This is a genomic window from Candidatus Tisiphia endosymbiont of Nemotelus uliginosus (assembly GCF_964264755.1).
GTDB lineage: Bacteria > Pseudomonadota > Alphaproteobacteria > Rickettsiales > Rickettsiaceae > Tisiphia.
The window spans coordinates 283,707-305,805 of record NZ_OZ183481.1 but is presented as its reverse complement, the minus strand read 5'-3'; the positions used below and the strand labels follow the sequence as shown (position 1 = coordinate 305,805).

The window sequence follows — 22,099 nt, the reverse complement described above, 5'->3', positions numbered from 1 at the left end:
ATTACCTTTGTTTAATTTGTCCTGAAGATTTGCTATTTTGTGAAGATTGTTTATTAGGCAAGTTAGGCTGTACCTGAGTTTTTATTATATTTAATTTGTTATGTTTTTGATTAGCTACAGACTTTACCTCACTACTCAATAGATGTTCCTTTGCAACATTATGCTCTACTGATTGTTGTTTGGTCAAAAATTCTTTATTATTTTTTAACAAATTAGTTTTTAGAGTAGTAATTTTTTGTTCTTCCTCACTCATCGATTTATCAGCACTAAGAATCATCCCCCCCATCTTCTCTCCTATTTTGGGAGCATATTCTATTGCTAGAATAGAAGCCGGGACTACCATAAAAGCAAATGTAGCCCCGGCTGTTGCAACACTAATCGCCCCAACTGCTAAAACACTAATAGCAGTTATAATTTTGCTGGTTGCTTGTTTAAATATTTCCATTTTCTTATTATGTTTTGTTGCAACAGTTACTATTCTATTAATTTCCAATTGAACATTATCACTTACCTCTTTGGGCTGTTGATACTTTTTTACCGCATGCATTACCGTTGTACGAAATATTTCTGGTTCAACTTGAATAAAGTTTGTTAATTCATAATTATTTTTTGCTGCCAACAAATCTTTTACCACTTGTTTGATTACTCCCCTCTCTTCAGAATTTGTATCACCAAAATTTGTATTTATTAGTGTATCAACTACTATATCTTCTGATTTGTTTAGAATATTATCTCTATCCTGATATTCTACTGCATCTGCAGAGATTGCTACCGAAAACAACATTAATACTGTTGAAAAACTATCATCAGTAATAACTTTTTGACCAAAAAAAGTTCGTAATTTACCAATGCAATTACCTATATGCACATTAATTTCAGGTATTGATTTAAGTCTAATTTCGTAATCAATAGCTATGACATTAGCAAGTGTTAAACATGCTTGTTTTGTTATATTATTAATTAGCTCTTCACATATGCTTTTTCTGCATATAGAAATATTTGTACTGTTGAAGATGTTCATAATTTTATTTATTTGTTGTTATTTCTCTTATACGCATGTTGAGTTTTGTAAAAATCACATCAGGGGTTCTTTCTGTTGATAGTTTATAAATAACCTTGGGTTCCAATACATCTTCTTTTTTGACGTCTATAGATAGTACAATAGTATTTTCCGGCATACAAGAGTATATTTCTTTTATGATTGTCGAGAATGTTATAAAATCTTTAGTAGAGAATCTTATGTAAACATCATAATTCTTTATCTTTATAGTATCTTGCTTTGTTCCCATATCTGATCTAATACCACTTAAGAATTCTTGTTTAATCGATATAGTAATCGGCTCATTTAGGTTGTATTTTTTTGACAAACTATCAATTTTCATTATTAACCTTGCTCTCTCTAAACAACTTTGTCTAGCAGAAATAGATAATAATTTCGTATATCTTGCATAGGTCTCTAGTATTTTATTTTTTGAATTTATTATAGAATATAGCTTTAACGTTTCTTGAGCTAGGGATTCTGCAATATTGTTATTCTTGATAATCGACTCCATATAATCTTTATTAAGACTTTGCAGCAACCATAAAACGCTAGAAATACACAAACAACATATAGCAAACTTAAAAAATATAACATTTTTTAGATGAATAATAAAATTTTTAAGCATCTTTTACCCTTTCTTTTTAGTAATAATAACCGATGCCGGTATTACAACTCTATTAGATAAATCTAATATTTGGTCAGTAAATATTGTAAATTTAATATCCATATTGCTAAATATTTTACTAAAATTTGCAATTTCTTGTTCTAAAAATTTAGTAGCCTCTTCGACTAATATATCATTAACTACAAGTCTCAATGATATTTCAATTTTTATATACTGATTAGAGGATGATAACGTATTATCTAGATCCAACCTTTGCCATTTAACCTCTTCTATATGAATACTAGGTGGTAAATTTGTTACAAACTTTTCTAACAAATCAAATGGTATTGGTGCTGGAATTTGTAATAATGATTCAAAGACGTATAAATCAGCTAAATTAGTAGCGTTTTGAAGATATGGATAGGTCTGCTTAACATTATAATAATCCTGCTCAGTACTAAAATAATGTGAATTTAAAATATCTAACTTTTTGTAATTTGCTACGGTTTTAACTTTGATAATAGATGCGGCAAATATCAATATTATTATTATAGTAATAAGTGGTTTAAAAACTAAAGAGCTGATAAGATTGAGTTTAGCTATCGATTCTAAATATTGATTAGAGGCTAGAAAGCTTTTTTGTTCATTAAATAATTTAACGATCATCCCATCTGAAAATTTATTATCCAATTCCCCTGAATTGACTATACATATTACTGGATGTCCAGCAAAATTGGATTGTTCTAATAGCAACTTTAAATTTTGGTCTACTATGAAAATTATACAAACTTTAAGGGCTAGATTAGCAATATAATTTTTACAAGATATCAAACAATCTTCCACTTCTTGTTCGATTATACCCTGAATATATGAATCTGACTTATCAGCTGGATAGTCCAATGTTTGTTTTGAGATTATATTACCTTGGTGTTTAACAACAAGTTTAATGCCGCTGCTATTTAAAATACATACAAAAATTTGTAAATATTCACTATATTTATTATTCTCAACATTTTTTACAATTTTATCGATAATTGTTTGCAACTCTAAAGATAAAAAATAAATCCCACCAAATTTTTGGCTATCACTTGCCAGCAAATTTTCAAGTAGTTTACTTAAAGGAGGAGTATAAGGACTAGAGACAATCAAACTATTCCACACCTCACTAGGCTTGGTATTGATGTTATAAACACTATAACCAACTATATAATCTGCAGGAAAATACTCTTCAATAAACTTCTCCACAGGATTGTTTGTTACTATTGAATGTAGTACAGGTACTAGCTCATGACGTAATTGACATTCAGAACCGCTTAATAAGAAGAAAACATAATGTTTCTTGAATTTAGCAAAAAATTCTTTATAGGAATCTAATTTATTTTGCTTTTCATCAGGGATAAATAAACTACCTACAACTTTATCGTGAAGCAAAGCACAAAGAAATGTACCTTTATCTCCTATTAGGATAATAATATTTTTTTTATACAAAAAATATGCTACAAGCTTGTGCAACATTTTTATAAAAACTTGCATTTTTAATCGATTGAGTATATTAATCATAGATTAGTACTTAACTTATAGTTAGTTAGATGAAAAATGTATTATAGCATGTGATAATCTCTCCACTAAGTATCTTTATCATTTTTTTTAAGAATAAGTTGCATTAAATTTTCTAAACAAGGTTTTACAAAAGGTACGATAGGTTGTGGGATATTATCGAAAGAGAAAAAATCAAGTTTTTCACATAAATTTGGTTCTTTATTTGAAATTATACCTATAAAGTTATTTATTCTATAGAAATAGTTTAAATATTTTTCCTTATTTTCCAAATTCCAACCATAATATGGCTTTAATATCAAATCAATATCATCTAATCTGGGTAATATGCCAATCTCTTCTTTAGCTTCTCTCTGGGCAGCAATTTTGGGAGATTCATTCCTATCTATCTTACCTCCTGGAAGAGCAAAATAACCAGCAAAGACTTTGGTATTTGTACGCTTCATTAAGAGAATTTTATTATCACAAGATATAATAACTAGATGAACTAGCTTAATTAATGCATTTCTTGTCATTGCACATACCATAACTTATAATTATAGCTAAGATGATTAGTATTTAGTATCAGCGTCATTGCGAGGCGGCATAAGCCGACGAAGCAATCCAATAAGTATGAATTGCCGAGACCACTATGTGGTCTCGCAATGACACTTGCGTTGAAAAATAGTTACGCCTTCTCACAATGATGCTAGGTTATTTTTCCTATGACCTAAATGCTATGCGTAAGGTGAACTAACTATAAAAAATCAAGTTGAACTGAAAAGTTATAGATTACTATAAAATTTCTAGTATACTCAGCTGGTTTTATAACCTTTAAATAAAATATTAATGTATGAAAATAATTTCTATATATTTATTGATTATTTTGATTGCTACGCAAGTATTAGCTGATAATCAAATTACTAGAAAAAATTTGAAATTTGATACCTCTAATGATTATACGGAAAGATTAGATGGTTTAGAAAAAGAAAATCAACATTTACTTGGCAGAATTGAAATAATTGAGCATACTATTGGTAAATTAGAGAAAATTTTAAACTCGACAAAACAAGAGGTAACAAATTCCCAAGATAGTAGCGATACATCAAAAAATTCAGTAGATGATTCTGTGGCTAATGATGTCTTTGATATACCATCTACTAAAAAAGTGGAGAAAGAAGTTGTTGCTACTGATGTTGTAAAACCTATTTCGGGAGTGGCAGCAGATAAACAACTTTATGATTTAGCACTTGCCGCTTTAAAAGATAATAAATTAACAGAGGCTGAAGAAAAATTTGCAAATTTCTTAAAAAATTACTTTAAGAGTCCTTTGTTAAGTAATGCTTATTTTTGGTATGGTGAATCTTTTTTTAGACGTAAGATGTTTGATAAAGCCGCAATAAATTATTTAAAAGGTTATAAACAATCGCCAAAAGGGATCAAAGCTTCTGACTCATTGCTAAAATTAGCATTATCTCTTGGAGAGCTTAAAAAAGGACAAGAGGCATGTTCTATTCTTGATAAACTTGAAGCAGAGTTTCCAAATAGACCAGCTACCTCAATAAAAAGAGCTAAGGAGGCAAGAATTAAATTTGCTTGTAAACATTAGGATATATGAATAATAATTGGTAAATAATCATGACTGACATTTTGCAAGAAGTTTTAAGTGATAAAAATGAAGAAAAAAAACTTTATTACTTTAAAAAAATTCTTCCTATCACTATAATCCTTACACTTATAGTAATATTATTTATGTTAATAAATAATTGGCTTGATAGAAAGGCAATAGAGAATAACCAAAAGACAGGTGATATTTTAGCTAAATCTATAGCCCTTATTAATGATAACAAAGAGCTTGCTATAAAGTCTTTGGATAATTTAATGACAACAAGTACTAATAAAGTAAGTGGTTTAGCTGCTATCGAGCAAGCTAGTATCAAAATACACCAAGGAGATTTTATTGAAGCAAGAACTTTATTAAAAAAAGTTATCGATAACAACAATTATGATGAATTAACAAATGCCTATGCCCATCTAGTTTGGTTGAGTTTAATGATAGATGAACCAAATTTATCTGATGTAAACACTAATGAAATCGAGAAATATTTAAATTATTTTGATGATGAAAATAAACCATTTTTTGGGACAGCAAATATTATCAAAGCAATTTGGTATATTAATAACAACTCAAAAGATTTAGCCGAAGATACTTTAAAAAAGTTGATATCACTAGAAAGTACAACTCAAACAGTTAAAGAGCAGGCTAAAGCTTTACTTGCAAATTTACAATAATAAAGGTCTAGATTATGGCAAAACAACTTGTGACAAAACAACGATTAATTATTTTTTTACTACCTTTAATGTTAACTTCTTGTGATCTAATAAGTAAAAAAACAAAAAATATTGTAGAATTAACTCCTAGATTATCTGTAGAAACTAATGAAGCAATTCAAGTGGATTCTGCTAAAACCGATATATTTAGCCCTGAGATGCTTCAGAATAATGAATATACTGTTACAAAATACAAAATAATAGCCGAGCCAATTTTTAAGAAAGCTGTTGTCTATACCATAGATAATAAAGGTAATGTTTCCGCCTTTTCTATGAAAGACAAAGCTATTATGTGGTCATATAATATAAGTACTAACAAAAGTGACTATTATTCTGGTGGTGGAATATTACACCATAATGATAAACTATACGTTACCTATGGTTCAAGATTTTTGGTAGTTTTAGATAGTAAATCAGGGCATGAAATAATCAGAAAAGAATTACCTGATATTACTAGAATAAAACCAGTATTAATTAATAATCATACTATTATAGTTCAAACAATAACTAATCAAATATTAGCGATTAATATTGAGAAATTAAATTTTGTTTGGCAACATGAAGGTATAATTGAAACTTTGTCATCAAGTTATCATGTTGCTCCAATAGTACAGAATGGTTATGTGATAGTAAACTATAATTCAGGGCAAATTATTGCTCTAGAAGCTAATAGCGGCAAAGTTTTGTGGACTAACGATTTATCTAGCCAGCGAGAAATAGGTTTACCAAATTTTGAGGCAGCTTTTATATTATGCAAACCTGTTATCAATAACTCTCATATATATATAGCTAATAGTGCTGGCAAGCTAATAAAGCTAGACATTATGACTGGTAATATCCTTTGGCAAACTAAAGCTTATGATGTGCAATCAATGTCTTTAGCTGGTAATAGTTTATTTGTAACAAATAACGCTGGACAAGTAGCTGCTATAAGCACTGAATTTGGTAAAGTTAAGTTTGTAGCAGATTTAAACGATGGAAAAGATATCAAAAAAGTTAAAGCTTCATCATTTTTAGCCCCGATAATTGCTAAAACAACTGGGGAAAAAGATTGGAATTTAAATATTATCTCTACTAAAGGTGAATTATATAGTTTCCAATCAGATGTTAATGGTAATTTAAGCACCACTCCGGTAATTAGTAAAATTATTAAAAATATTGAATATCAAGGCAAAACCTGTTGTGGTGCTATGTATATTATTACTGATAAAAAAATTATGTTGGTAGATTAGTCAAGAGACTATATTATGGTATATATTTAATATACTGTACATTTATCTTGACAAAACACTAGTTATAATGCTATTTAATATAGCTCAGATTGGGGAATGGCAACAGCAATTTTTGTACCATTTCCAAGTATAATTCTAATTAATAAAGATATATAACGTGAAAACTTATTCTGCAAAACCATCGCAAATTCAAAAGAAGTGGTGGGTTATAGATGCTAAAGACCTTGTATTAGGTAGGCTTGCTAGTGAGGTGGCTAAAATCTTACGCGGTAAGCATAAGCCTTCCTTCACTCCTCATTTAGATTGTGGTGACTATGTAGTAATAATTAATGCCAAACATATTTGCTTGACAGGTAAAAAATCAGCTCTTAAAGATGGTAAAATTTATTATCGTCATACTGGTTTCCCGGGTGGAATAAAAGATACAACTGCTGGAAAAATCCTGGCTGGTAAGCACCCTGAGCGAGTTGTTAAACTCTCTGTAAAAAGAATGATCACAAGAAATGTTCTGGGATCAAAGCAAATGAGTAATCTATATGTTTATGCAGAGAATGAACACCCACATAAAGCTCAACAACCAGAATTTTATGATTTTGCAAGCAAAAATACCAAGAATAAAAAATAGTGAATTATGACAACATTGAAGCTTCAAAGTGAAAACACTAAGAATAGTCCAGTTCAGAGTAAGTTAGTTAAGCAAAAACCATCTGCAGAAAACAGTGATAACAAGGTTTACGGTACAGGCAGAAGGAAAAATGCGATTGCTAGAGTTTGGTTAAAAAGTGGTAGTGGTAAAGTAATTGTTAACAAAAAAAATGTTGAACAATATTTTACTCGTGAATCTCATACCAAATCTCTCTTACAACCATTTGTTGTAACCAAAACTTCTGGACAATATGATATAATATGTACTGTCAAAGGTGGCGGAAAATCAGGACAAATGGGGGCTGTATTACATGGCGTTGCTAGAGCTCTTGATAAAATGGCCCCAGAATTTCACAGTATTCTACGCAAATCTGGCTTCTTAACAAGAGATTCAAGAGTTGTAGAGCGGAAAAAATATGGTAAGCATAAAGCTAGAAAAAGTACTCAGTTCTCTAAACGTTAAAGATATAGTCAATTCAGGAGGAGTTGGGGCTAGGAGCGATGGAGCGACGCCTATAAGTAATAGGCGAGCATTGAGCCACTACGTCACCAACTTCTCATCAATTGACTATACTAGGCATACATTTTAAAAATCGTATGTGGTTAGCGTTATTGCGAGGAAGACAGGGGCTTACTTTTTTTGTATTGAAGCTCTTTCCATCATGGCGGGGTAGCTCAGTTGGTTAGAGCAGCGGAATCATAATCCGCGTGTCGGGGGTTCAAGTCCCTCCCTCGCTACCACCTAACTTTAAGGATTACAAGCTGTAGTCCAAAACTCTCTGTCCAATCAATATATTAGAGGTGAGCGTTCACGGTTTTTTTGCTATTTTCTTATGATGAATAAAAAATCTGATCACCAAGCGTCTATTAGGGGACTGTTGAGAGAAGAGATAGGGGATTAGCCATATCTTATACTTTTTTTCGAAAATCTATTGAATGTGTCATAATGACATTATTATATCCTATTTATTAGGACTTGGCTATACTATTATTACTATTTACAATTAGGTTAGTGTTATATATTATTAACCTAGCTTCAAACCATACTTAGCTAGTAAAGAGGAAAGTTCAGATTTTATAATATTCATTCCTTCCAAACTATCTGATTCATATCTAGCAATAATTTTGGCTTCAGTGTTAGAGGCTCGGAGTAACCACCATGCATTAGAGGCAATTGGTAAGTCAATCCTTATACCATCAATGTCATTGAAAGCGATATTTTGGCTGATTAAATCCTCTTTTATTTGCTGAATAATATCAAATTTGAGATCATCTGGTACCGGGATGCTAATTTCAGGAGTGCTGTAACATTTAGGTAGCTCATCTATCATATCGTCCAAGGTTTTTTCTGATCTTGATAATAAATCAAGAAACCGTAGAGCAGCATAAATTGCATCGTCATATCCATAATATTTATCAGCAAAAAATATGTGACCGCTAGTTTCGCCGCCCAGTAATGCCTTAGTTGTTTGCATCTTGTCTTTAATAAAGGAATGACCTGTTTTCCACATTATCGGTCTTCCGCCATATGACTTAATCTGATTAAATATGGCACTACTTGATTTAATATCCATGATAATAGTTGCTTGTGGATTTTGGTCAATTATATCTTTTGCTAATATACAAAGAATCTGGTCGCCTAAAATTATTCGTCCTTTCTTACTTATAATGGCTATACGATCGGCATCTCCATCAAATGCAATACCAATATCGCAATCTTGGGTTTTCACTACTTCTATTAGTTGTTCTAGATTTTTAGCAATAGTGGGATCTGGGTGGTGATTAGGAAAATTACCATCAATTTCCGAATTGATGACAATATTTTTGTTGGGTAACCTTAATGCTAATAGATCAGTAATATTTCCAGCCGCACCGTTAGCTGGATCCCATGCTACTTTTATTTTAGGTTCTATAGTTATTTCTTGTAAAATCCGATCTATGTATTGAGCTGTGATATCCAGCTCTTTCGCTATAGATGATGCTATAAACTTATCAGGCATATTAGACCAATCAGTATTTAGAATGCTATTTAGTAAATGTTGTATTTGTTGGTCGAAAAAAGACTTTCCTTGTGATAACATTTTAAAGCCATTATCATCTTTGGGATTATGTGAGCCTGTGATCATTATACTAGCTTGTGGCTTAAATATTTTATCAGCAAAATATAGCATAGGAGAGGGGGCGACTCCTATTGAGATAGCCTGTCCACCAGCTGAGATAATGCCATTAACCAAAGCATGGTAAAGGGCAGGGGAGCTTAATCTACCATCTCGCCCTATCAATATTTTGTTCCCTTGTTTAGATATACTCAGTTTAGTAAAACAAAATCCAATTTTATAAGCAATAGTTGTATTAATATCTAGCAGACTGCTTCCACGAATATCGTACAATCTAAAAATTGTGCTATTTATTTCCATTGTCATTACTATTTTAGTATACTTGAAATGATTTAAAGAGTTGATAGTATAAATGAAAATTTTAGCATTGGATACGGTAAATAATAGTGCATCTGTTGCGATTTCTGAAGATAAAGTTATTTTAGCCTATATCGAGGATTTAAGACCCTCTATGCAGGCTGAAACAATAGTGCCAATGATTGAAGAAGCTCTGAGAATAGCAAATCTTTCTTACCATGACTTAAATTACCTAGCCGTTACAAATGGTCCAGGTAGTTTTACCGGTATTAGGGTAGGGTTGTCAGTAGCAAAAGGCATTTTGCTAAGTACCAATATCATAGGTACTACTATATCTAATTTTGAGTATTCCTGGCGGAGAGCCACTAGGCAAGTAAATAACCATAATAAAAAGGTTACTTCTAAGTTTTTTATTTTTCTTAATGCATATAGAGAGCAATTATATAGCCAGGTTTTTGATCAAGATGGACAGTCATCTATTCCTTTATTGGTAAATTATGACCAAGTTAGGCAGTTATTAAATACAGAAGATAATATTATTAAAGTCTGTGCTGGTAGTGGGTTAGAGATGATATACGACAAGATTAAGGATTTAGAAAATGTAATAATCTTACCGCGTTTCACTAAAATTAAGGCATGGCATATATGTCAATATATAGCTGATAAAATAGCTAAAAAATGTAATTTTTCTAACTCTATCGAGCCATTATATATTATACTAGCTGATGTAAAAATTAAACAAAATTAGCTAGCCTTGCTTGATGGAGTAAAATATTATGGTTTCTGCTGGAATAAAATATCAAGGAAAACAAAGAAATCTAACTAGGGAGCAAGCAGAAGCTGTTGGTTTGCTGTCAATTGGTACATTTTTAGAGTATTTTGACTTGATGCTTTATATACATATGGCAGTATTATTGAACGAGTTATTTTTTCCTAAATATGACCCACATATGAATTCTCTTCTTACGGCTGCTGCTTTTTGTTCTACATATTTGTTAAGACCATTTGGTGCCATAATTTTTGGTTGGATAGGCGATAAAGTAGGTCGTAAAGCTACGGTAATTATCACAACTTTCATGATGGCATGTTCTTGTTTGGTGATGTTTATTTTGCCTACTTATGCGAAAATTGGTATTACTGCTTCGGTATTAATTACTATTTGTCGGATAGTACAAGGTTTGTCATCCTTAGGAGAAGTAATAGGGGCTGGATTATATTTAACTGAAATTACCAAGCCTCCTATACAATATCCTGTTGTTGGTGCTATTACAATATTCGCTGAGCTGGGTGGTGTGTTCGCTTTAGGGGTCGCGACGCTTGTTACTTCATATGGTTTTAATTGGCGATATGCTTTTTTATTTGGTACAGTGATTGCCCTGGTTGGAGCTATAGCAAGGACACGTCTTAGAGAAACTACAGAATTTGCTGATGCATCCAAAAGATTGGTAAAAAAACTTAACACTTTCGGTTTAGAGAAAAAGGATGTTACTAATCAAGAAATGTTAAATGAAAGAATTAATATAAAAACTATATTGGCTTATTTATCAATTGGAGCCACTGGTCCAATTTATTTTTATTTCCTATATATGCATTGTGGCACCATACTTAAAACCAGCTTCAATTATACTTCTCAACAAATTATTAGCCACAACTTGATTATTGCAATAGTGGAGCTACTTATTGTCATTCTATACACTTATTTGAGTTATAAGATATCTCCACTAAAAATTTTAAAAACAAGATTAGTAATTTTTGCTAGTACTATTATATTTTTGCCATATTTATTGAATAATATATCATCTTCTTTCTATTTATTATTATTGCAGTTCTTTATAGTGATATTTAAGACAGGAACATTTCCAGCAGTGCCGATATTTTATAAACATTTTCCTATATTTAAACGTTTTAGATGTATCAGTATCTCATTTGCTGTAGTGCGAGCAACAATGTATGTTGTTACTTCTTTTGGATTAGTTTATTTAATAGAGCGTTTTGGTAATTGGGGATTACTAATATTATTTATACCATTCATTGTATTATATGGATTTGGTTTGCGTCATTTTGAAATGTTGGAGAAGTTACGCAATGTTTAATAATTTAATAAGTAATTTCTAGCTCATTTGTGTTATATCCTACAGATGTAGAATTACAACATAATTTGAACAAATACTCTTCCAATTTTATATAACCAAAATAAATACATACTGCTAGAAAACTCTGTACTGTTTCATCAACTATCTTCTTAATCTTTTCTGGGGATTTATATCCAATAGTTTGCATATTATGAAGCCGGTCAAATAACTTAATCAATAAAACGTCATCTTTCTTTTGACTATATAATAAATTTAATGTTTCTGCTGAGCTGATCTTCCCATAAGATTTAATCCTAGTTAAATCTGCTACTTGGCTGGCAATCTGCGTACCAAAAACCTTAGCAATAATATTTTCAGTAAGTATTGTATCTTCAATAGTATCATGCAGTAAGCTGGTAATAATCATATCAGTTCTAAACAATTCAGGCATTTCTTGTGCTGTATATTCAGCCACCATATATGCTACTTCTATTGGATGAGAATAATATGGGGTACCGGATTGTCGCATTTGGCTACCATGATATTTTTTTGCGTAACAGATACCTTTTTTAATCTCCTCAATATCTATTGGTGAAATTACTTGTTGGTTCAGTTGAGATAGTTTTTTGAGTAGCCTATCAGCATATTGACAGTTTTCATACTTTAGCTGTTGATCGAGAAATTCCATAAAAATTACCATATTACTTTATATAATATAAATTATAACTCAAAATTAAGTTGCCACTAAGTATTTATTATATTTTTTTTATAAAAAGATGAATATTTTTATTTTTGTAGATAAGTTGCATCAGTTATTTTTTATTCTATCCAAAATCTCAAATCTTATCTATAAAATAGTCAATTATTTTGAAAAAGAGATTGTCATGAGCAAGGGATAGCACAACTTCTATAGTAATCAATATTATAATGATCCATTCAAGTCTAGTAGAGTGTTTACAGTTTAAGTCATTTGACAAAATATTGTAAAGTTCATGAATCATATTTAGTCGATTATTAAGAATATTCTGACGAATTTGAATATCTTGGAACTCTGCAGTCATTAAGTATAAAGGTTCGTAACTAGGACGACGCCAAAAGAATTCAGGAGTATCCAGTATATCGCTGTGTAAATTAATTGAATATCGTTCGTTAAATAATATCCCAATTTGTTGAGATATTTCTTTTTTGGAAAGTGATACACTACCTGTACTGGCTAGTTCTTGTTGAATTGGGGTGGTTTTTACAATTAGATTACTTACCGATTTTTCTAGTACACTAAGCTTAACTGACTGAGCTAAAGCATGCGAGATAGATAATTTTATAAAAGTTGATTTATCGGCAAGAATGATTTGGTTTTTTTCTTCATCGATAAATGTTTTACCAGTAGCTTCATCATAATCAAAATAAATAAAGTCGGAAACTAGCTCGTCATTTTGATTAGTTTTAAGAGCTGCTATTTCTGCAAGGAGCATTTTTTCTTGGCTTTCTTCAGCTCCCCATATAGTAACGCAACCGAAAGGGAAAAAGAAAACATCGATAGGATTTAAATTTTCCCCTTGTTCTTTTTGAATATATAGTACATCATCGAAATATTTAGGTTCAAGACCGATTTTATTGAGGTTTATTACTAAATCGTTCATTTTGTATTCAGAAGTAGTACAGTAGGAAGTGCATCTCATATAATAAATAATTTATGGCAAACAATTGTTGCTTCATTATTCTATAGTAGTTATAAAAGTTACAAAGTCAATTAAAATGTAATAGTTGGTAGTTATGTATGAAATATTAACAAATAGATCAATAATTGAAGTTTCTGGTGATGATGCGATGAATTTTTTGCATAATTTGATCACTAATGATATAAAAAATAACGATTATTGTTATAGCTATGCTCTAACTAACCAAGGGAGATATTTGTTTGATTTTTTTGTATTGAAACTATCTGCAACAAGGTTTTTTATTGATATAAATATTAATCAGTCTGATTTATTTAAAAATCACTTAGTGCAGTACAAGTTACGTGCTAAAATTGAAGTGAATGACTTAACTAACGCCTATCAGGTTATTTACTCAAATCAGCAATTGCCACTTAATAGCTACCAAGACCCTCGTTATAACCAACTTGGTTTTCGTTCAATTATTAATAAAGATGATTTTTTAACAACCACCAGAATAGAAGGCTTATATCAGCAGGATAAATATAATTTTGCCATAGTTGATGGCTATGATGATTTAATTGCTAATAGGTCTATTCCCATCGAATATGGGGCTGAGGAGTTAAATGCTATAAGTTACAGTAAGGGTTGTTATATTGGGCAGGAAGTTGTTTCCAGAACAAAATACCAAGGAGTTGTAAGAAAAAAAATATTTAAATTATCCATTAACATAGATTCCGGTAATGTTGGTAGTTTAGATATCGCGAAAGACGATGAAATTATCGCCAATAATATAAAAATTGGCGTAGTATGTTCAGCTTATCAGAACATGGCAATAGCTTTAATTAGGGTGGATGATTATTATTCATTAGCAGATACAGTTATTACTGTAAGAAACTTACCAGTTTCTTTGGCTGTTCCACCTTGGCTTTATAGCTAAGCCGATTAGCTATATATTCAAATGATTTGAGTATAATTGTGTCTATACTGGGGTTAAGCCTAATTTTGCATAACCACCACATATTTTTACAATGTTCTCTAACTCTTCTAATGCTGTACTACTTGCATCTGCTATTTTCTCTTTTTGATACGCTAATGCATATGTAGCATAATGTAGTGCTACTAATTCAGCTGCTAAAGTAGCATTTTTCTCGGCAAGTTCGTGTAATAATTCTCTTTCTTTAGCTAGCAAGTTAGTTAATGATTGCAATTTAGCAGTTGTCTGCTCAAGAGCCTTAATATCCTTGGACAATTCATCTTCAAGCTCTTCAATGGTTGGTAAGGATGTTTTAATATTTTCTGGCAAGCTTTCAGCCAACTTATATTCAGCAAGCCCAATCGGCTTAGTCATGTCTCGCAGTGCATATTCAGCCTTGATTTGTTCTCCTTTATCTTTACAAAGAATTAAGCCTATAGATGGATTATCTCCCGGCTGCTTTAATAAATCGTCAACAGCTGATAAATAGAAATTCAATTGTCCTACATCACGAGGAGAAAATTTACCTGTCTTGAGTTCAATAATAATAAAGGCTCTGAGTTGCAAATGATAGAACAACAGATCAACATAATAGTCTTCATTTCCTATTGACAATTTATATTGTCGTCCTACAAAGGAAAAGCCTGCTCCAAGTTCAAGAAGAAATTTCTCCATGTGAGAAACTAATGCCCTTTCAACTTCTCTCTCATGAGCTTCATCGCCTATGCTGAGGAAGTCAAAAATATATGGATCTTTTAGAGTATAATGGGCTAAATCTGACTGCGGGGATGGTAGTTTATCTTTAAAATTTGTTATAGCTTGATTTTGACGTTTATGTAGAGCTAATTCAATTTGCATAACCATTACATTTCTTGACCAACCATATGCAATGGCGTGTTTAATATAAAACAAACGAGTTTCTTTATCTGCAATCTTATCCAAAAGAGTTAGATTATGATACCATGTTAATTGTGCAAGCACCTCTTGCACAAATGCAGGATCAGGATATTCCTTAGCAAATTGTTGCATATATTTCAGATTTCGAGTGCTAAATCCTTTCATTTCAGGAAAAGCAGATACTAAATCACGGCTAAGTTTGTCAATAATCTTAGCACCCCAACCATGTTGCTCTTGACGAGTTAAAATTTCGCTACCAATATAGTGGTATAAAATTATCAGCTCTTTATTAGACCTCTTGCATAACCTAATCTAATTGGTAATTTTGTTGTCAAAACTCGTCTCCGTTCCTCACGTACATCTTAGTACGCTGCGGTACTCGACTTCGTTTTTCCTAAAAATTCCTCAATTATCTTTAGGTTATGCAAGAGGTCTATTAACAGATCGGGCTGCTTGATAACGACTTATAGATACACGGGCTTTTAACTGTTCTAAAAACTCTTTATATTCTGTAGTGATAATATTTCTATCCATGGTGCTTCTATTAATTTATTGATATCCTAACTTATTGCTATAGCTAATTTTATTGTATTCCTCTAATCATTTATAAAAATTTGCTCTAGACAAATTGGGAGAGTTATAGTAGCAATACAAAATATCAGGAAGGTACAAGATGAGTAAGATTATATTTTTAAATGGATGTGGTTCTGCCGGTAAAACATCTATCGCAAGATCAATACAACATTTAAGTAAGGATTCTTGGCTTACTTTTGGTGTAGATAGTTTTATCAATATGATGCCATGCTCATATAATGATAAAGTGTCTACTGAATATTTTACCTTTGTGTCAGGAACAAATGATCGGGGGGCAACTATGCGGGTTGAGAGTGGAGAAAAAGGTGAGCAACTTTTTGGTGTAATGCCAGATTTTGCCAATCTGCTTGCAAGCCGAGGAAATAATATTATTATTGATGAAGTATTACTTGATGACTCCGGTCTCAAATCTTACATAAAAACCTTGAGTAGCTATATTGTCTATTTTGTTGGAGTTTTCTGTGATCTTTCAGTGATGCAGGAGCGAGAAATTCTACGCTGTGATCGTGCGATAGGTTTATCGAATGATCAAATAGATAGAGTTCACGCAAGTAGCTTGCGTGAATATGATTTAACAGTTGATACTACCTCAAAAACAGCCTTTGCAAATGCCAAACAAATACTGGAATTTGTCGATAACAATCCTGCTCCTCAAGGTTTTATTACTATGCGTAAAATGGTATATAGCACAACTATCGAAAATTAGAAAAGGATACGGGTTTTATCTCATATAATCTCGATAAGCTAAATTTACTCATAATCAAACTAGTACTACAGTTGTAGTTTAGATGTGAGCATTCACGATTTTTTTTGTGATGAATAAAAAAACCTGATCACCAAGCGTCATTGCGAGGAGACCGTAAGGTCAACGAAGCAATCCATTTCTAGTCACTTTCCTGGATTGCTTCGTCGGTCTGGCAACCTCCTCGCAATGACATCTTATACTTTAACCTTTTTTCCGTGAACACTCACATTCAATCTGCAACTGTAGTACTAGGAGGCTGCTTGCGATAACTCTTTCAAATTGTCCTAGCCCCCTCTTTTTTATTATGTGGAGGTGGTGATATTGATATTTTAGATGACATATGTGATTTTGCTGCCTGTCCTACAATTTTTGCTTTATCATGCAATTGTTCAAGTGCCGCTATCTTGCTTTTATCGTAATAATATCCGTGCCATTTATTTTTTAAATACTGACAAATTTTTTCAACAAAATTTTTCCTTGGAACTATCACACCCGATGAAGTAGCTCGCTCTTTTACTAAATCTTTAGAAAATTTATTCATTGTATATTTGTCTGGCTGATCAATAAACTTACTTAACTGTCTAGCAGTTTCTTTAGCAATATCGTTAATTGACTCTGCACTTAATTTATCGGTTTTTTTATCTTTTTGAGCTTCGATTGCTTGGTCAATTTGTTTTACTAACAAATCAGCTAAAGCCTCTTTAACACCATCTAGTTTTTTTAATGTTGTTATTGCTTTAGCCTCATCTTGTTCAGAATGTAAAATTTCTGAAATTTTTTCTGTTACAGCTTCTTTATATTGTTCACCAGTAAGAGCATCAGCTACTAATTCCTTCGATAAAGCACCATTACTCTTAATAATTGATAAAGGATCTTTGGCAGGACAGGATGCTTTGATTGTTTCTAACTTGCCAATAAATTGATTAGCAACCTCTCCAGTACCAGCTACATCAATTATTACTTGCTGTTTCGGTTCGGCTTCTCCTAATTTTCCTAGTGTAGCTGTAATATTTATTGCCATAAAATCTTGGCTATTAAATTTTGTACCTACCATATCTCTAAGGTCTGAAAATGGAGCTAAAACGCACTTACTACAATCAAATATGGTTTTCTGTTCTCCAACATATGATAGATTATTATCTTTATCTATAATAATCTTCGACACAACACCATCTCTTAGCCACTCATTCATCATAACATCCGTACCATCCTTATAGTAGCAATTATTGTATGTTTTTGTTTTCAACTTGTTAAATCCAGCCATACCACCAGCTATACCAGCTTGATAATTTGCTGCTAAAATATATTCTGTTTGTTGTGTTGACAATTTATAATCATTGGTTAATGCCTTATGCATGTCTTGATAGGTTACTTTATACTCATCATCTTTACCTACCTTACACTGAGCTACTAGGTCTACTAGCCCCCCATTTGGAGTCTCAATATAAAAGACCGCTTTTCGTTCTATATCCTTATTAAATCTACGTTGTACTTCAATCTCATCTTTATAATCTTTGTCATATTTAGGATCAAAGCATTCTGCTATAAATTGTAAATTTTCATCCGAACTTTGTATAGCATCATCAGATGTAAAACTATGTGATTTCATAATATCTCCTTAAATACATTTTTAGTTTTTAATTACAATAGTAGATAATATGGTGGTGTTATATAATTCTCCAGTGTGGCAGCAACGTCGATAACTTATATATCTCTCAGGTCTACTATAGGTATCCTCTACTATAATGGTCATGTCTTTAATACCAGCTTTTTCTAATTGAAAATCTACATAATCTGGTAAATCAAACATATAATGTCCTTTTTTCGAAGATCTAATGAAAAATCTTGAATAATTAGGCTGCTGATTTATAAAATTATCATAATATTCCTGATCAACCTCATAAGAATATTGTTGAATAGTAGGACCAATAAGAGCTTTAATATTTGTTGCTCCTTTCTTTTGCATTAATTCTACCACATTATTAATGACACCAGCTTTAGCCCCAAGCCAACCACAATGAGCAGCCCCTATAACCGTGCCATCCTTACTACTAAACAAAACAGGAGCACAATCAGCTGTCTGTATTGCTAGTACTAGATTTTTTTTGGTAGTAACAACCCCGTCAGCTTCCGGATCAATGTCATTATCAGTAATTAAATCAGCATCAACAACTTGGGTGCCATGCACTTGCTGCAAAATAACAATATCTTCTGCACCATAATGTTTAACTACTGCTAGCCTATTATTTTCAACTGTTTCTAAGTGATTAGGCACAGCAAACTTATTTTTTTTACTATAAACATGACTAGATTGCTTGAAGCTTTTATCAAAAATTTTATAATAAACTTTATTTTTTATAAATTCATCCACATGTCAACCCCACAAAAATTCATATATAAATTATCAGATCATTTGCAAAAAAGCAATGCATTGCAAAAAATCATCAATAAATTTCAAACAGATTACTCGTTAATACCTTGCATTGGAGTGGAAATAGAATTTTATTTAAGTAAAAATATTGATCCACTCGAATTACAAACTCTGCTTGGCATAACAGTTAAGAAAGAAAAAGGCGATAATCAATTTGAGATAGATTTACCACCTTCTACTAACATAATTGAGTATATAGGAAAAATTAGTAGCACTAAGTCTAAAATACAAATTATTACAAAAAAATTGCAGGGCAAGGTAAATTTTTCTGCCAAACCATTTCTGAGTGATTATGGTAGTAGTATGCATTTTCATGTAAATTTTGTAGACTCTTCAACGTTATTGCAAGAAGCTACTTTAGTAGCAGCGAAGCAAACTCTCCCAAACGTCGTTGCAAGATCATGTAGTGATCGTGGCAATCCATATTCATTAGATATAATAGGGCAGAGCATCTGTCATTATATGCTCGATAGTTTTTTGGTATTTATGCCGAATGAAAATGATTATCTTCGTTTAGATGAAAATTTTATGGCACCAACTAATGTGTCTTTTGGTAATAACAATAGAACTGTTGCTGTACGTATTCCTGACTCGTTTCCTAGAAGACTAGAACATCGAATAGCAAGCCCACTAACCGATCCTTATTTGGCAATTTTCACTATTTTAAATTCTATATTATTAGGTCTAGAATTTCCTGACAAAATTAATAATATCAGCAAAATATATGGTAATGCTTTTGATCAACAATATAATTTAGTGCCATTACCAAAATCATTAGCAGAAGCATTAGAATTATTTAATTTACAGTTTTTTTTATAAATAGAGAGAATATAACGAATTAGGGTTAAAATTGCTTTGTCTATTAGCCATACCACGTAGTGGTCAAGAGATAATCCACTGCTCTTATGGGTTACTCATCGTGCTTCGCTACTTCCTAGCTAATAGACGTAAAAACTATCTAGAACCTTAACGTGTTAGCTATATTCTCTTCGATACTTGCACTGTAGCAGGTCTAAGTAACCTATCTTTTATCTTATACCCTGATTGCATAACTGCTATGACGCTATCTTGATCATATTCATCTGATAGTATTTGTGAAATTGCATGATGTATATTGTAATCAAACTTTTCCCCTAATAATGGTTCTATTGACTCTAAACCATGTTTTTGTAGTATGCTAGTCAACTCACCTTTAGTCATCTCTACTCCAGTAATAATATTAGCTATATCCCCTTCCATATTTTGTGGCTTATGCTCCAAAGCTCTAGAAAGATTATCATTAACACTGAGCAAATCTTTAGCAAAAGAAAAAATTGCATAGTCTCTTGCCTCTTCAATTGATTTTTCTAGGCGTTTCCTAGTATTATCAGATTCGGCTATTGTCCTTAGCAACTTATCCTGCAAAATCTCAATTTGATTTTTCAAACTAACAATTTCTTGTAAGCTATCTTGTAACATTAGAGTATCAGAAGGTTGGTTTTCTACTTCATTTAGTAATTGTTCCTTAGCATCAGTATCAATTTCTTGATTATTACTATTGTTCTTTTGTTGTTTTTCCATACTTACAGCCTTTTTTCTTGCAAAAATCTACTTTCTTAACATATAGTGTAAAGCTTTGTATTTTCAAGTCAATTTTAATTAAGTAATAAACTATGAGAGCTTTTGATAGAAAAAATAATCAATTACGTAACATTTCAATTGAACCTTCAGTTCTGCTTAATGCTGATGGTTCGTGTCTTGTTAAGTTTGGCAATACCCATGTAATATGTAGTGCAACCTATGAAACAAATGTCCCGCCATTTCTACGAGGGCAAAATCAAGGTTGGATAAGTGCTGAATATGGTATGTTACCACGTTCAACTCACCAGTGTATGAAGCGTGAGTCAACGCAAGGAAAGCAGTCAGGTAGGACTCAGGAGATTCAAAGGCTAATTGGCAGATCGATGCGTACGGCAATTAATCTAAAAGCCTTGGGGGAAAAACAAATCATCCTTGATTGTGATGTAATTAATGCTGATGGCGGAACTAGAACAGCAGCAATTACTGGTAGCTATATTGCACTTCATTTAGCAATTAGAGCATTAATTGCTAGGAAGGTTATTAAAACTAACCCTTTAATTAGACAAGTAGCAGCCATTTCATGTGGTATATATAAAGGGCAACCAATAGTTGATCTTGATTATCTAGAAGATAGTAATGCTGAGGTAGATGCCAATTTTGTTTTTGCCGACAATGGAAATATAATAGAAATTCAAAGTACAGCTGAAAAAACCCCCTTTTCTGAAGAACAATTTTATGCTATGCTACAATTGGCAAGAAGTGCAACCTCTGATCTATTCAAGTTGCAAAATCAAATATTATTAAGTGGTAAGAATTAATATTTTACCTTTTAAGGTTCAAAAACTAGTCTGACTATAAAAACAATTAATTATTAGTTGTTTACTTTTTAATAAATATACCTTAATATTTAGAAATATTAATTTTTATAGACAAAGCTTTATTTATGGTAAACTTACAAATCAAACTTAACTCATTAATGATTCAAAAAAATATCAATGCGGTAGAGATAGAGAAGAAAACTGGAATAAGTAGAAATACTGTTTATAGTATTTTGTACGGTAGTTCAAAAAACCCTAGTGCTACTAATTTACAATTAATTGCTAAGGCATTAGATGTTAATTTGGAAGCTCTTGTTGTTGATAACGAAGTAAACCTTGAGGTAATGACTGTTGATCAGATGAAAATCTTTAGCAAATCCACTAGTGTAACTATTAATATGTTAACTGAGAAAAATTTAAACTTTTCATTTGCCAATCTTACAGCTCTAATAAAAGAAGTATATGAATATTATCTAAAAAAGCAGTCTGTTGATAATACATTTATAAATTGGATGATTGATAAATATCACAAGCCTTAATATATCTA

General features: G+C 31.6%; 24 protein-coding genes and 1 tRNA gene. 14 read left to right on the top strand and 11 right to left on the bottom strand.

Annotated features, from left to right (window positions below):
* Position 1: 1 nt before the first annotated feature.
* From ACFELW_RS01575 to ACFELW_RS01560, 4 genes are all read right to left on the bottom strand, one after another.
* Complete coding sequence (locus ACFELW_RS01575; protein ID WP_375330226.1) at positions 2 to 1,021, bottom strand: RP853 family protein; 1,020 nt, start codon at positions 1,019 to 1,021, stop codon at positions 2 to 4.
* 4 nt (positions 1,022 to 1,025) lie between these two features.
* Complete coding sequence (locus ACFELW_RS01570) at positions 1,026 to 1,667, bottom strand: hypothetical protein (RefSeq protein WP_375330225.1); 642 nt, start codon at positions 1,665 to 1,667, stop codon at positions 1,026 to 1,028.
* A gap of 3 nt (positions 1,668 to 1,670) precedes the next feature.
* The gene (locus ACFELW_RS01565) at positions 1,671 to 3,179 is read right to left on the bottom strand and encodes a hypothetical protein (protein WP_375330224.1); all 1,509 of its coding nucleotides are present in this window, start codon (positions 3,177 to 3,179) and stop codon (positions 1,671 to 1,673) included.
* 92 nt (positions 3,180 to 3,271) lie between these two features.
* Positions 3,272 to 3,718: an NUDIX domain-containing protein gene (locus ACFELW_RS01560; protein ID WP_341759719.1), complete on the bottom strand. Its 447-nt coding sequence runs from the start codon at positions 3,716 to 3,718 to the stop codon at positions 3,272 to 3,274.
* Positions 3,719 to 4,035: 317 nt separating this feature from the next.
* Between ACFELW_RS01560 and ybgF the strand changes: the two genes are divergently transcribed.
* The 7 genes from ybgF to ACFELW_RS01525 all read left to right on the top strand — a co-directional run bounded on the left by ybgF (position 4,036) and on the right by ACFELW_RS01525 (position 8,131).
* Positions 4,036 to 4,791, top strand: coding sequence for a tol-pal system protein YbgF (gene ybgF / locus ACFELW_RS01555; RefSeq protein ID WP_375330223.1), 756 nt, complete (start codon positions 4,036 to 4,038; stop codon positions 4,789 to 4,791).
* A 29-nt stretch (positions 4,792 to 4,820) separates the two neighbouring features.
* Positions 4,821 to 5,474, top strand: coding sequence for a DUF2659 family protein (locus tag ACFELW_RS01550; RefSeq protein ID WP_375330222.1), 654 nt, complete (start codon positions 4,821 to 4,823; stop codon positions 5,472 to 5,474).
* A gap of 14 nt (positions 5,475 to 5,488) precedes the next feature.
* Positions 5,489 to 6,745 (top strand): PQQ-binding-like beta-propeller repeat protein, encoded by a 1,257-nt coding sequence (locus tag ACFELW_RS01545; RefSeq protein WP_375330221.1) that lies wholly within the window; start codon positions 5,489 to 5,491, stop codon positions 6,743 to 6,745.
* Between the two features lie 157 nt (positions 6,746 to 6,902).
* Positions 6,903 to 7,370: a 50S ribosomal protein L13 gene (gene rplM / locus ACFELW_RS01540; RefSeq protein WP_375330220.1), complete on the top strand. Its 468-nt coding sequence runs from the start codon at positions 6,903 to 6,905 to the stop codon at positions 7,368 to 7,370.
* A gap of 6 nt (positions 7,371 to 7,376) precedes the next feature.
* Positions 7,377 to 7,853 carry a 30S ribosomal protein S9 gene (gene rpsI, locus ACFELW_RS01535; protein WP_375330219.1) on the top strand — a complete coding sequence of 159 codons (477 nt, stop codon included), beginning with the start codon at positions 7,377 to 7,379 and terminating at the stop codon, positions 7,851 to 7,853.
* Positions 7,807 to 7,980: a hypothetical protein gene (locus ACFELW_RS01530; RefSeq protein ID WP_375330218.1), complete on the top strand. Its 174-nt coding sequence runs from the start codon at positions 7,807 to 7,809 to the stop codon at positions 7,978 to 7,980. Before rpsI ends, ACFELW_RS01530 begins: the two co-directional genes overlap by 47 nt.
* Before the next feature lie 74 nt (positions 7,981 to 8,054).
* Positions 8,055 to 8,131, top strand: a tRNA-Met gene (locus ACFELW_RS01525).
* Between the two features lie 284 nt (positions 8,132 to 8,415).
* Here the strand turns inward: ACFELW_RS01525 and ACFELW_RS01520 are convergent.
* Positions 8,416 to 9,807: a phosphomannomutase/phosphoglucomutase gene (locus ACFELW_RS01520; protein WP_375330217.1), complete on the bottom strand. Its 1,392-nt coding sequence runs from the start codon at positions 9,805 to 9,807 to the stop codon at positions 8,416 to 8,418.
* A gap of 52 nt (positions 9,808 to 9,859) precedes the next feature.
* On the opposite strand from ACFELW_RS01520, the gene tsaB reads away from it, so the two are divergent.
* Positions 9,860 to 10,552, top strand: a complete 693-nt coding sequence (tsaB, locus tag ACFELW_RS01515; RefSeq protein ID WP_375330216.1) for a tRNA (adenosine(37)-N6)-threonylcarbamoyltransferase complex dimerization subunit type 1 TsaB — start codon at positions 9,860 to 9,862, stop codon at positions 10,550 to 10,552.
* Between the two features lie 28 nt (positions 10,553 to 10,580).
* A complete protein-coding gene (locus tag ACFELW_RS01510) occupies positions 10,581 to 11,897 on the top strand; it encodes an MFS transporter (RefSeq protein ID WP_375330215.1) in 1,317 nt (438 codons plus the stop codon).
* Between the two features lie 4 nt (positions 11,898 to 11,901).
* Here the strand turns inward: ACFELW_RS01510 and ACFELW_RS01505 are convergent, their stop codons facing one another.
* Positions 11,902 to 12,576 (bottom strand): HD domain-containing protein, encoded by a 675-nt coding sequence (locus tag ACFELW_RS01505; protein ID WP_375330214.1) that lies wholly within the window; start codon positions 12,574 to 12,576, stop codon positions 11,902 to 11,904.
* A gap of 136 nt (positions 12,577 to 12,712) precedes the next feature.
* Positions 12,713 to 13,516, bottom strand: a complete 804-nt coding sequence (locus tag ACFELW_RS01500) for an RMD1 family protein (protein WP_375330213.1) — start codon at positions 13,514 to 13,516, stop codon at positions 12,713 to 12,715.
* 133 nt (positions 13,517 to 13,649) lie between these two features.
* Between ACFELW_RS01500 and ACFELW_RS01495 the strand changes: the two genes are divergently transcribed.
* On the top strand, positions 13,650 to 14,471 hold the full coding sequence (locus ACFELW_RS01495; protein ID WP_375330212.1) for a YgfZ/GcvT domain-containing protein: 822 nt from the start codon (positions 13,650 to 13,652) through the stop codon (positions 14,469 to 14,471).
* Between the two features lie 42 nt (positions 14,472 to 14,513).
* On the opposite strand, the gene ACFELW_RS01490 is transcribed toward ACFELW_RS01495, so the two are convergent.
* Positions 14,514 to 15,653 carry a YhcG family protein gene (locus ACFELW_RS01490; protein WP_375330487.1) on the bottom strand — a complete coding sequence of 380 codons (1,140 nt, stop codon included), beginning with the start codon at positions 15,651 to 15,653 and terminating at the stop codon, positions 14,514 to 14,516.
* 424 nt (positions 15,654 to 16,077) lie between these two features.
* Between ACFELW_RS01490 and ACFELW_RS01485 the strand changes: the two genes are divergently transcribed.
* On the top strand, positions 16,078 to 16,704 hold the full coding sequence (locus tag ACFELW_RS01485) for a chloramphenicol phosphotransferase CPT family protein (RefSeq protein WP_375330211.1): 627 nt from the start codon (positions 16,078 to 16,080) through the stop codon (positions 16,702 to 16,704).
* A 313-nt stretch (positions 16,705 to 17,017) separates the two neighbouring features.
* On the opposite strand, the gene ACFELW_RS01480 is transcribed toward ACFELW_RS01485, so the two are convergent.
* Together ACFELW_RS01480 and pgeF are read right to left on the bottom strand one after the other, a co-directional pair.
* Positions 17,018 to 18,352, bottom strand: coding sequence for a hypothetical protein (locus tag ACFELW_RS01480; RefSeq protein ID WP_375330210.1), 1,335 nt, complete (start codon positions 18,350 to 18,352; stop codon positions 17,018 to 17,020).
* A gap of 21 nt (positions 18,353 to 18,373) precedes the next feature.
* Positions 18,374 to 19,114: a peptidoglycan editing factor PgeF gene (gene pgeF / locus ACFELW_RS01475; protein WP_341759709.1), complete on the bottom strand. Its 741-nt coding sequence runs from the start codon at positions 19,112 to 19,114 to the stop codon at positions 18,374 to 18,376.
* Here pgeF and ACFELW_RS01470 point away from each other — a divergent pair, their 5' ends adjacent.
* Positions 19,115 to 19,993 (top strand): glutamine synthetase, encoded by an 879-nt coding sequence (locus tag ACFELW_RS01470; protein ID WP_375330209.1) that lies wholly within the window; start codon positions 19,115 to 19,117, stop codon positions 19,991 to 19,993.
* 159 nt (positions 19,994 to 20,152) lie between these two features.
* Here ACFELW_RS01470 and grpE read toward each other — a convergent pair whose 3' ends face one another.
* The gene (gene grpE / locus ACFELW_RS01465) at positions 20,153 to 20,632 is read right to left on the bottom strand and encodes a nucleotide exchange factor GrpE (RefSeq protein WP_375330486.1); all 480 of its coding nucleotides are present in this window, start codon (positions 20,630 to 20,632) and stop codon (positions 20,153 to 20,155) included.
* Between the two features lie 194 nt (positions 20,633 to 20,826).
* Between grpE and rph the strand changes: the two genes are divergently transcribed.
* Positions 20,827 to 21,552: a ribonuclease PH gene (gene rph / locus ACFELW_RS01460; RefSeq protein ID WP_375330208.1), complete on the top strand. Its 726-nt coding sequence runs from the start codon at positions 20,827 to 20,829 to the stop codon at positions 21,550 to 21,552.
* Between the two features lie 125 nt (positions 21,553 to 21,677).
* Positions 21,678 to 22,091 (top strand): helix-turn-helix domain-containing protein, encoded by a 414-nt coding sequence (locus ACFELW_RS01455; RefSeq protein WP_375330207.1) that lies wholly within the window; start codon positions 21,678 to 21,680, stop codon positions 22,089 to 22,091.
* Positions 22,092 to 22,099: the final 8 nt, after the last annotated feature.

Excerpts from the sequence above, each read along its gene's own strand:
- ACFELW_RS01520 (WP_375330217.1), bottom strand. The coding sequence starts at position 9,807 with ATGGAAATAAATAGCACAATTTTTAGATTGTACGATATTCGTGGAAGC.
- grpE (WP_375330486.1), bottom strand. The coding sequence starts at position 20,632 with ATGTTACAAGATAGCTTACAAGAAATTGTTAGTTTGAAAAATCAAATT.
- ACFELW_RS01575 (WP_375330226.1), bottom strand. The coding sequence starts at position 1,021 with ATGAACATCTTCAACAGTACAAATATTTCTATATGCAGAAAAAGCATA.
- ACFELW_RS01485 (WP_375330211.1), top strand. The coding sequence starts at position 16,078 with ATGAGTAAGATTATATTTTTAAATGGATGTGGTTCTGCCGGTAAAACA.
- ACFELW_RS01505 (WP_375330214.1), bottom strand. The coding sequence starts at position 12,576 with ATGGTAATTTTTATGGAATTTCTCGATCAACAGCTAAAGTATGAAAAC.
- ACFELW_RS01560 (WP_341759719.1), bottom strand. The coding sequence starts at position 3,718 with ATGACAAGAAATGCATTAATTAAGCTAGTTCATCTAGTTATTATATCT.
- ACFELW_RS01480 (WP_375330210.1), bottom strand. The coding sequence starts at position 18,352 with ATGAAATCACATAGTTTTACATCTGATGATGCTATACAAAGTTCGGAT.
- ACFELW_RS01545 (WP_375330221.1), top strand. The coding sequence starts at position 5,489 with ATGGCAAAACAACTTGTGACAAAACAACGATTAATTATTTTTTTACTA.
- ACFELW_RS01565 (WP_375330224.1), bottom strand. The coding sequence starts at position 3,179 with ATGCAAGTTTTTATAAAAATGTTGCACAAGCTTGTAGCATATTTTTTG.
- ACFELW_RS01495 (WP_375330212.1), top strand. The coding sequence starts at position 13,650 with ATGTATGAAATATTAACAAATAGATCAATAATTGAAGTTTCTGGTGAT.
- ybgF (WP_375330223.1), top strand. The coding sequence starts at position 4,036 with ATGAAAATAATTTCTATATATTTATTGATTATTTTGATTGCTACGCAA.
- ACFELW_RS01470 (WP_375330209.1), top strand. The coding sequence starts at position 19,115 with ATGTCAACCCCACAAAAATTCATATATAAATTATCAGATCATTTGCAA.
- tsaB (WP_375330216.1), top strand. The coding sequence starts at position 9,860 with ATGAAAATTTTAGCATTGGATACGGTAAATAATAGTGCATCTGTTGCG.
- ACFELW_RS01550 (WP_375330222.1), top strand. The coding sequence starts at position 4,821 with ATGACTGACATTTTGCAAGAAGTTTTAAGTGATAAAAATGAAGAAAAA.
- rpsI (WP_375330219.1), top strand. The coding sequence starts at position 7,377 with ATGACAACATTGAAGCTTCAAAGTGAAAACACTAAGAATAGTCCAGTT.
- ACFELW_RS01500 (WP_375330213.1), bottom strand. The coding sequence starts at position 13,516 with ATGAACGATTTAGTAATAAACCTCAATAAAATCGGTCTTGAACCTAAA.
- ACFELW_RS01455 (WP_375330207.1), top strand. The coding sequence starts at position 21,678 with ATGGTAAACTTACAAATCAAACTTAACTCATTAATGATTCAAAAAAAT.
- ACFELW_RS01510 (WP_375330215.1), top strand. The coding sequence starts at position 10,581 with ATGGTTTCTGCTGGAATAAAATATCAAGGAAAACAAAGAAATCTAACT.
- ACFELW_RS01570 (WP_375330225.1), bottom strand. The coding sequence starts at position 1,667 with ATGCTTAAAAATTTTATTATTCATCTAAAAAATGTTATATTTTTTAAG.
- ACFELW_RS01530 (WP_375330218.1), top strand. The coding sequence starts at position 7,807 with ATGGTAAGCATAAAGCTAGAAAAAGTACTCAGTTCTCTAAACGTTAAA.
- rph (WP_375330208.1), top strand. The coding sequence starts at position 20,827 with ATGAGAGCTTTTGATAGAAAAAATAATCAATTACGTAACATTTCAATT.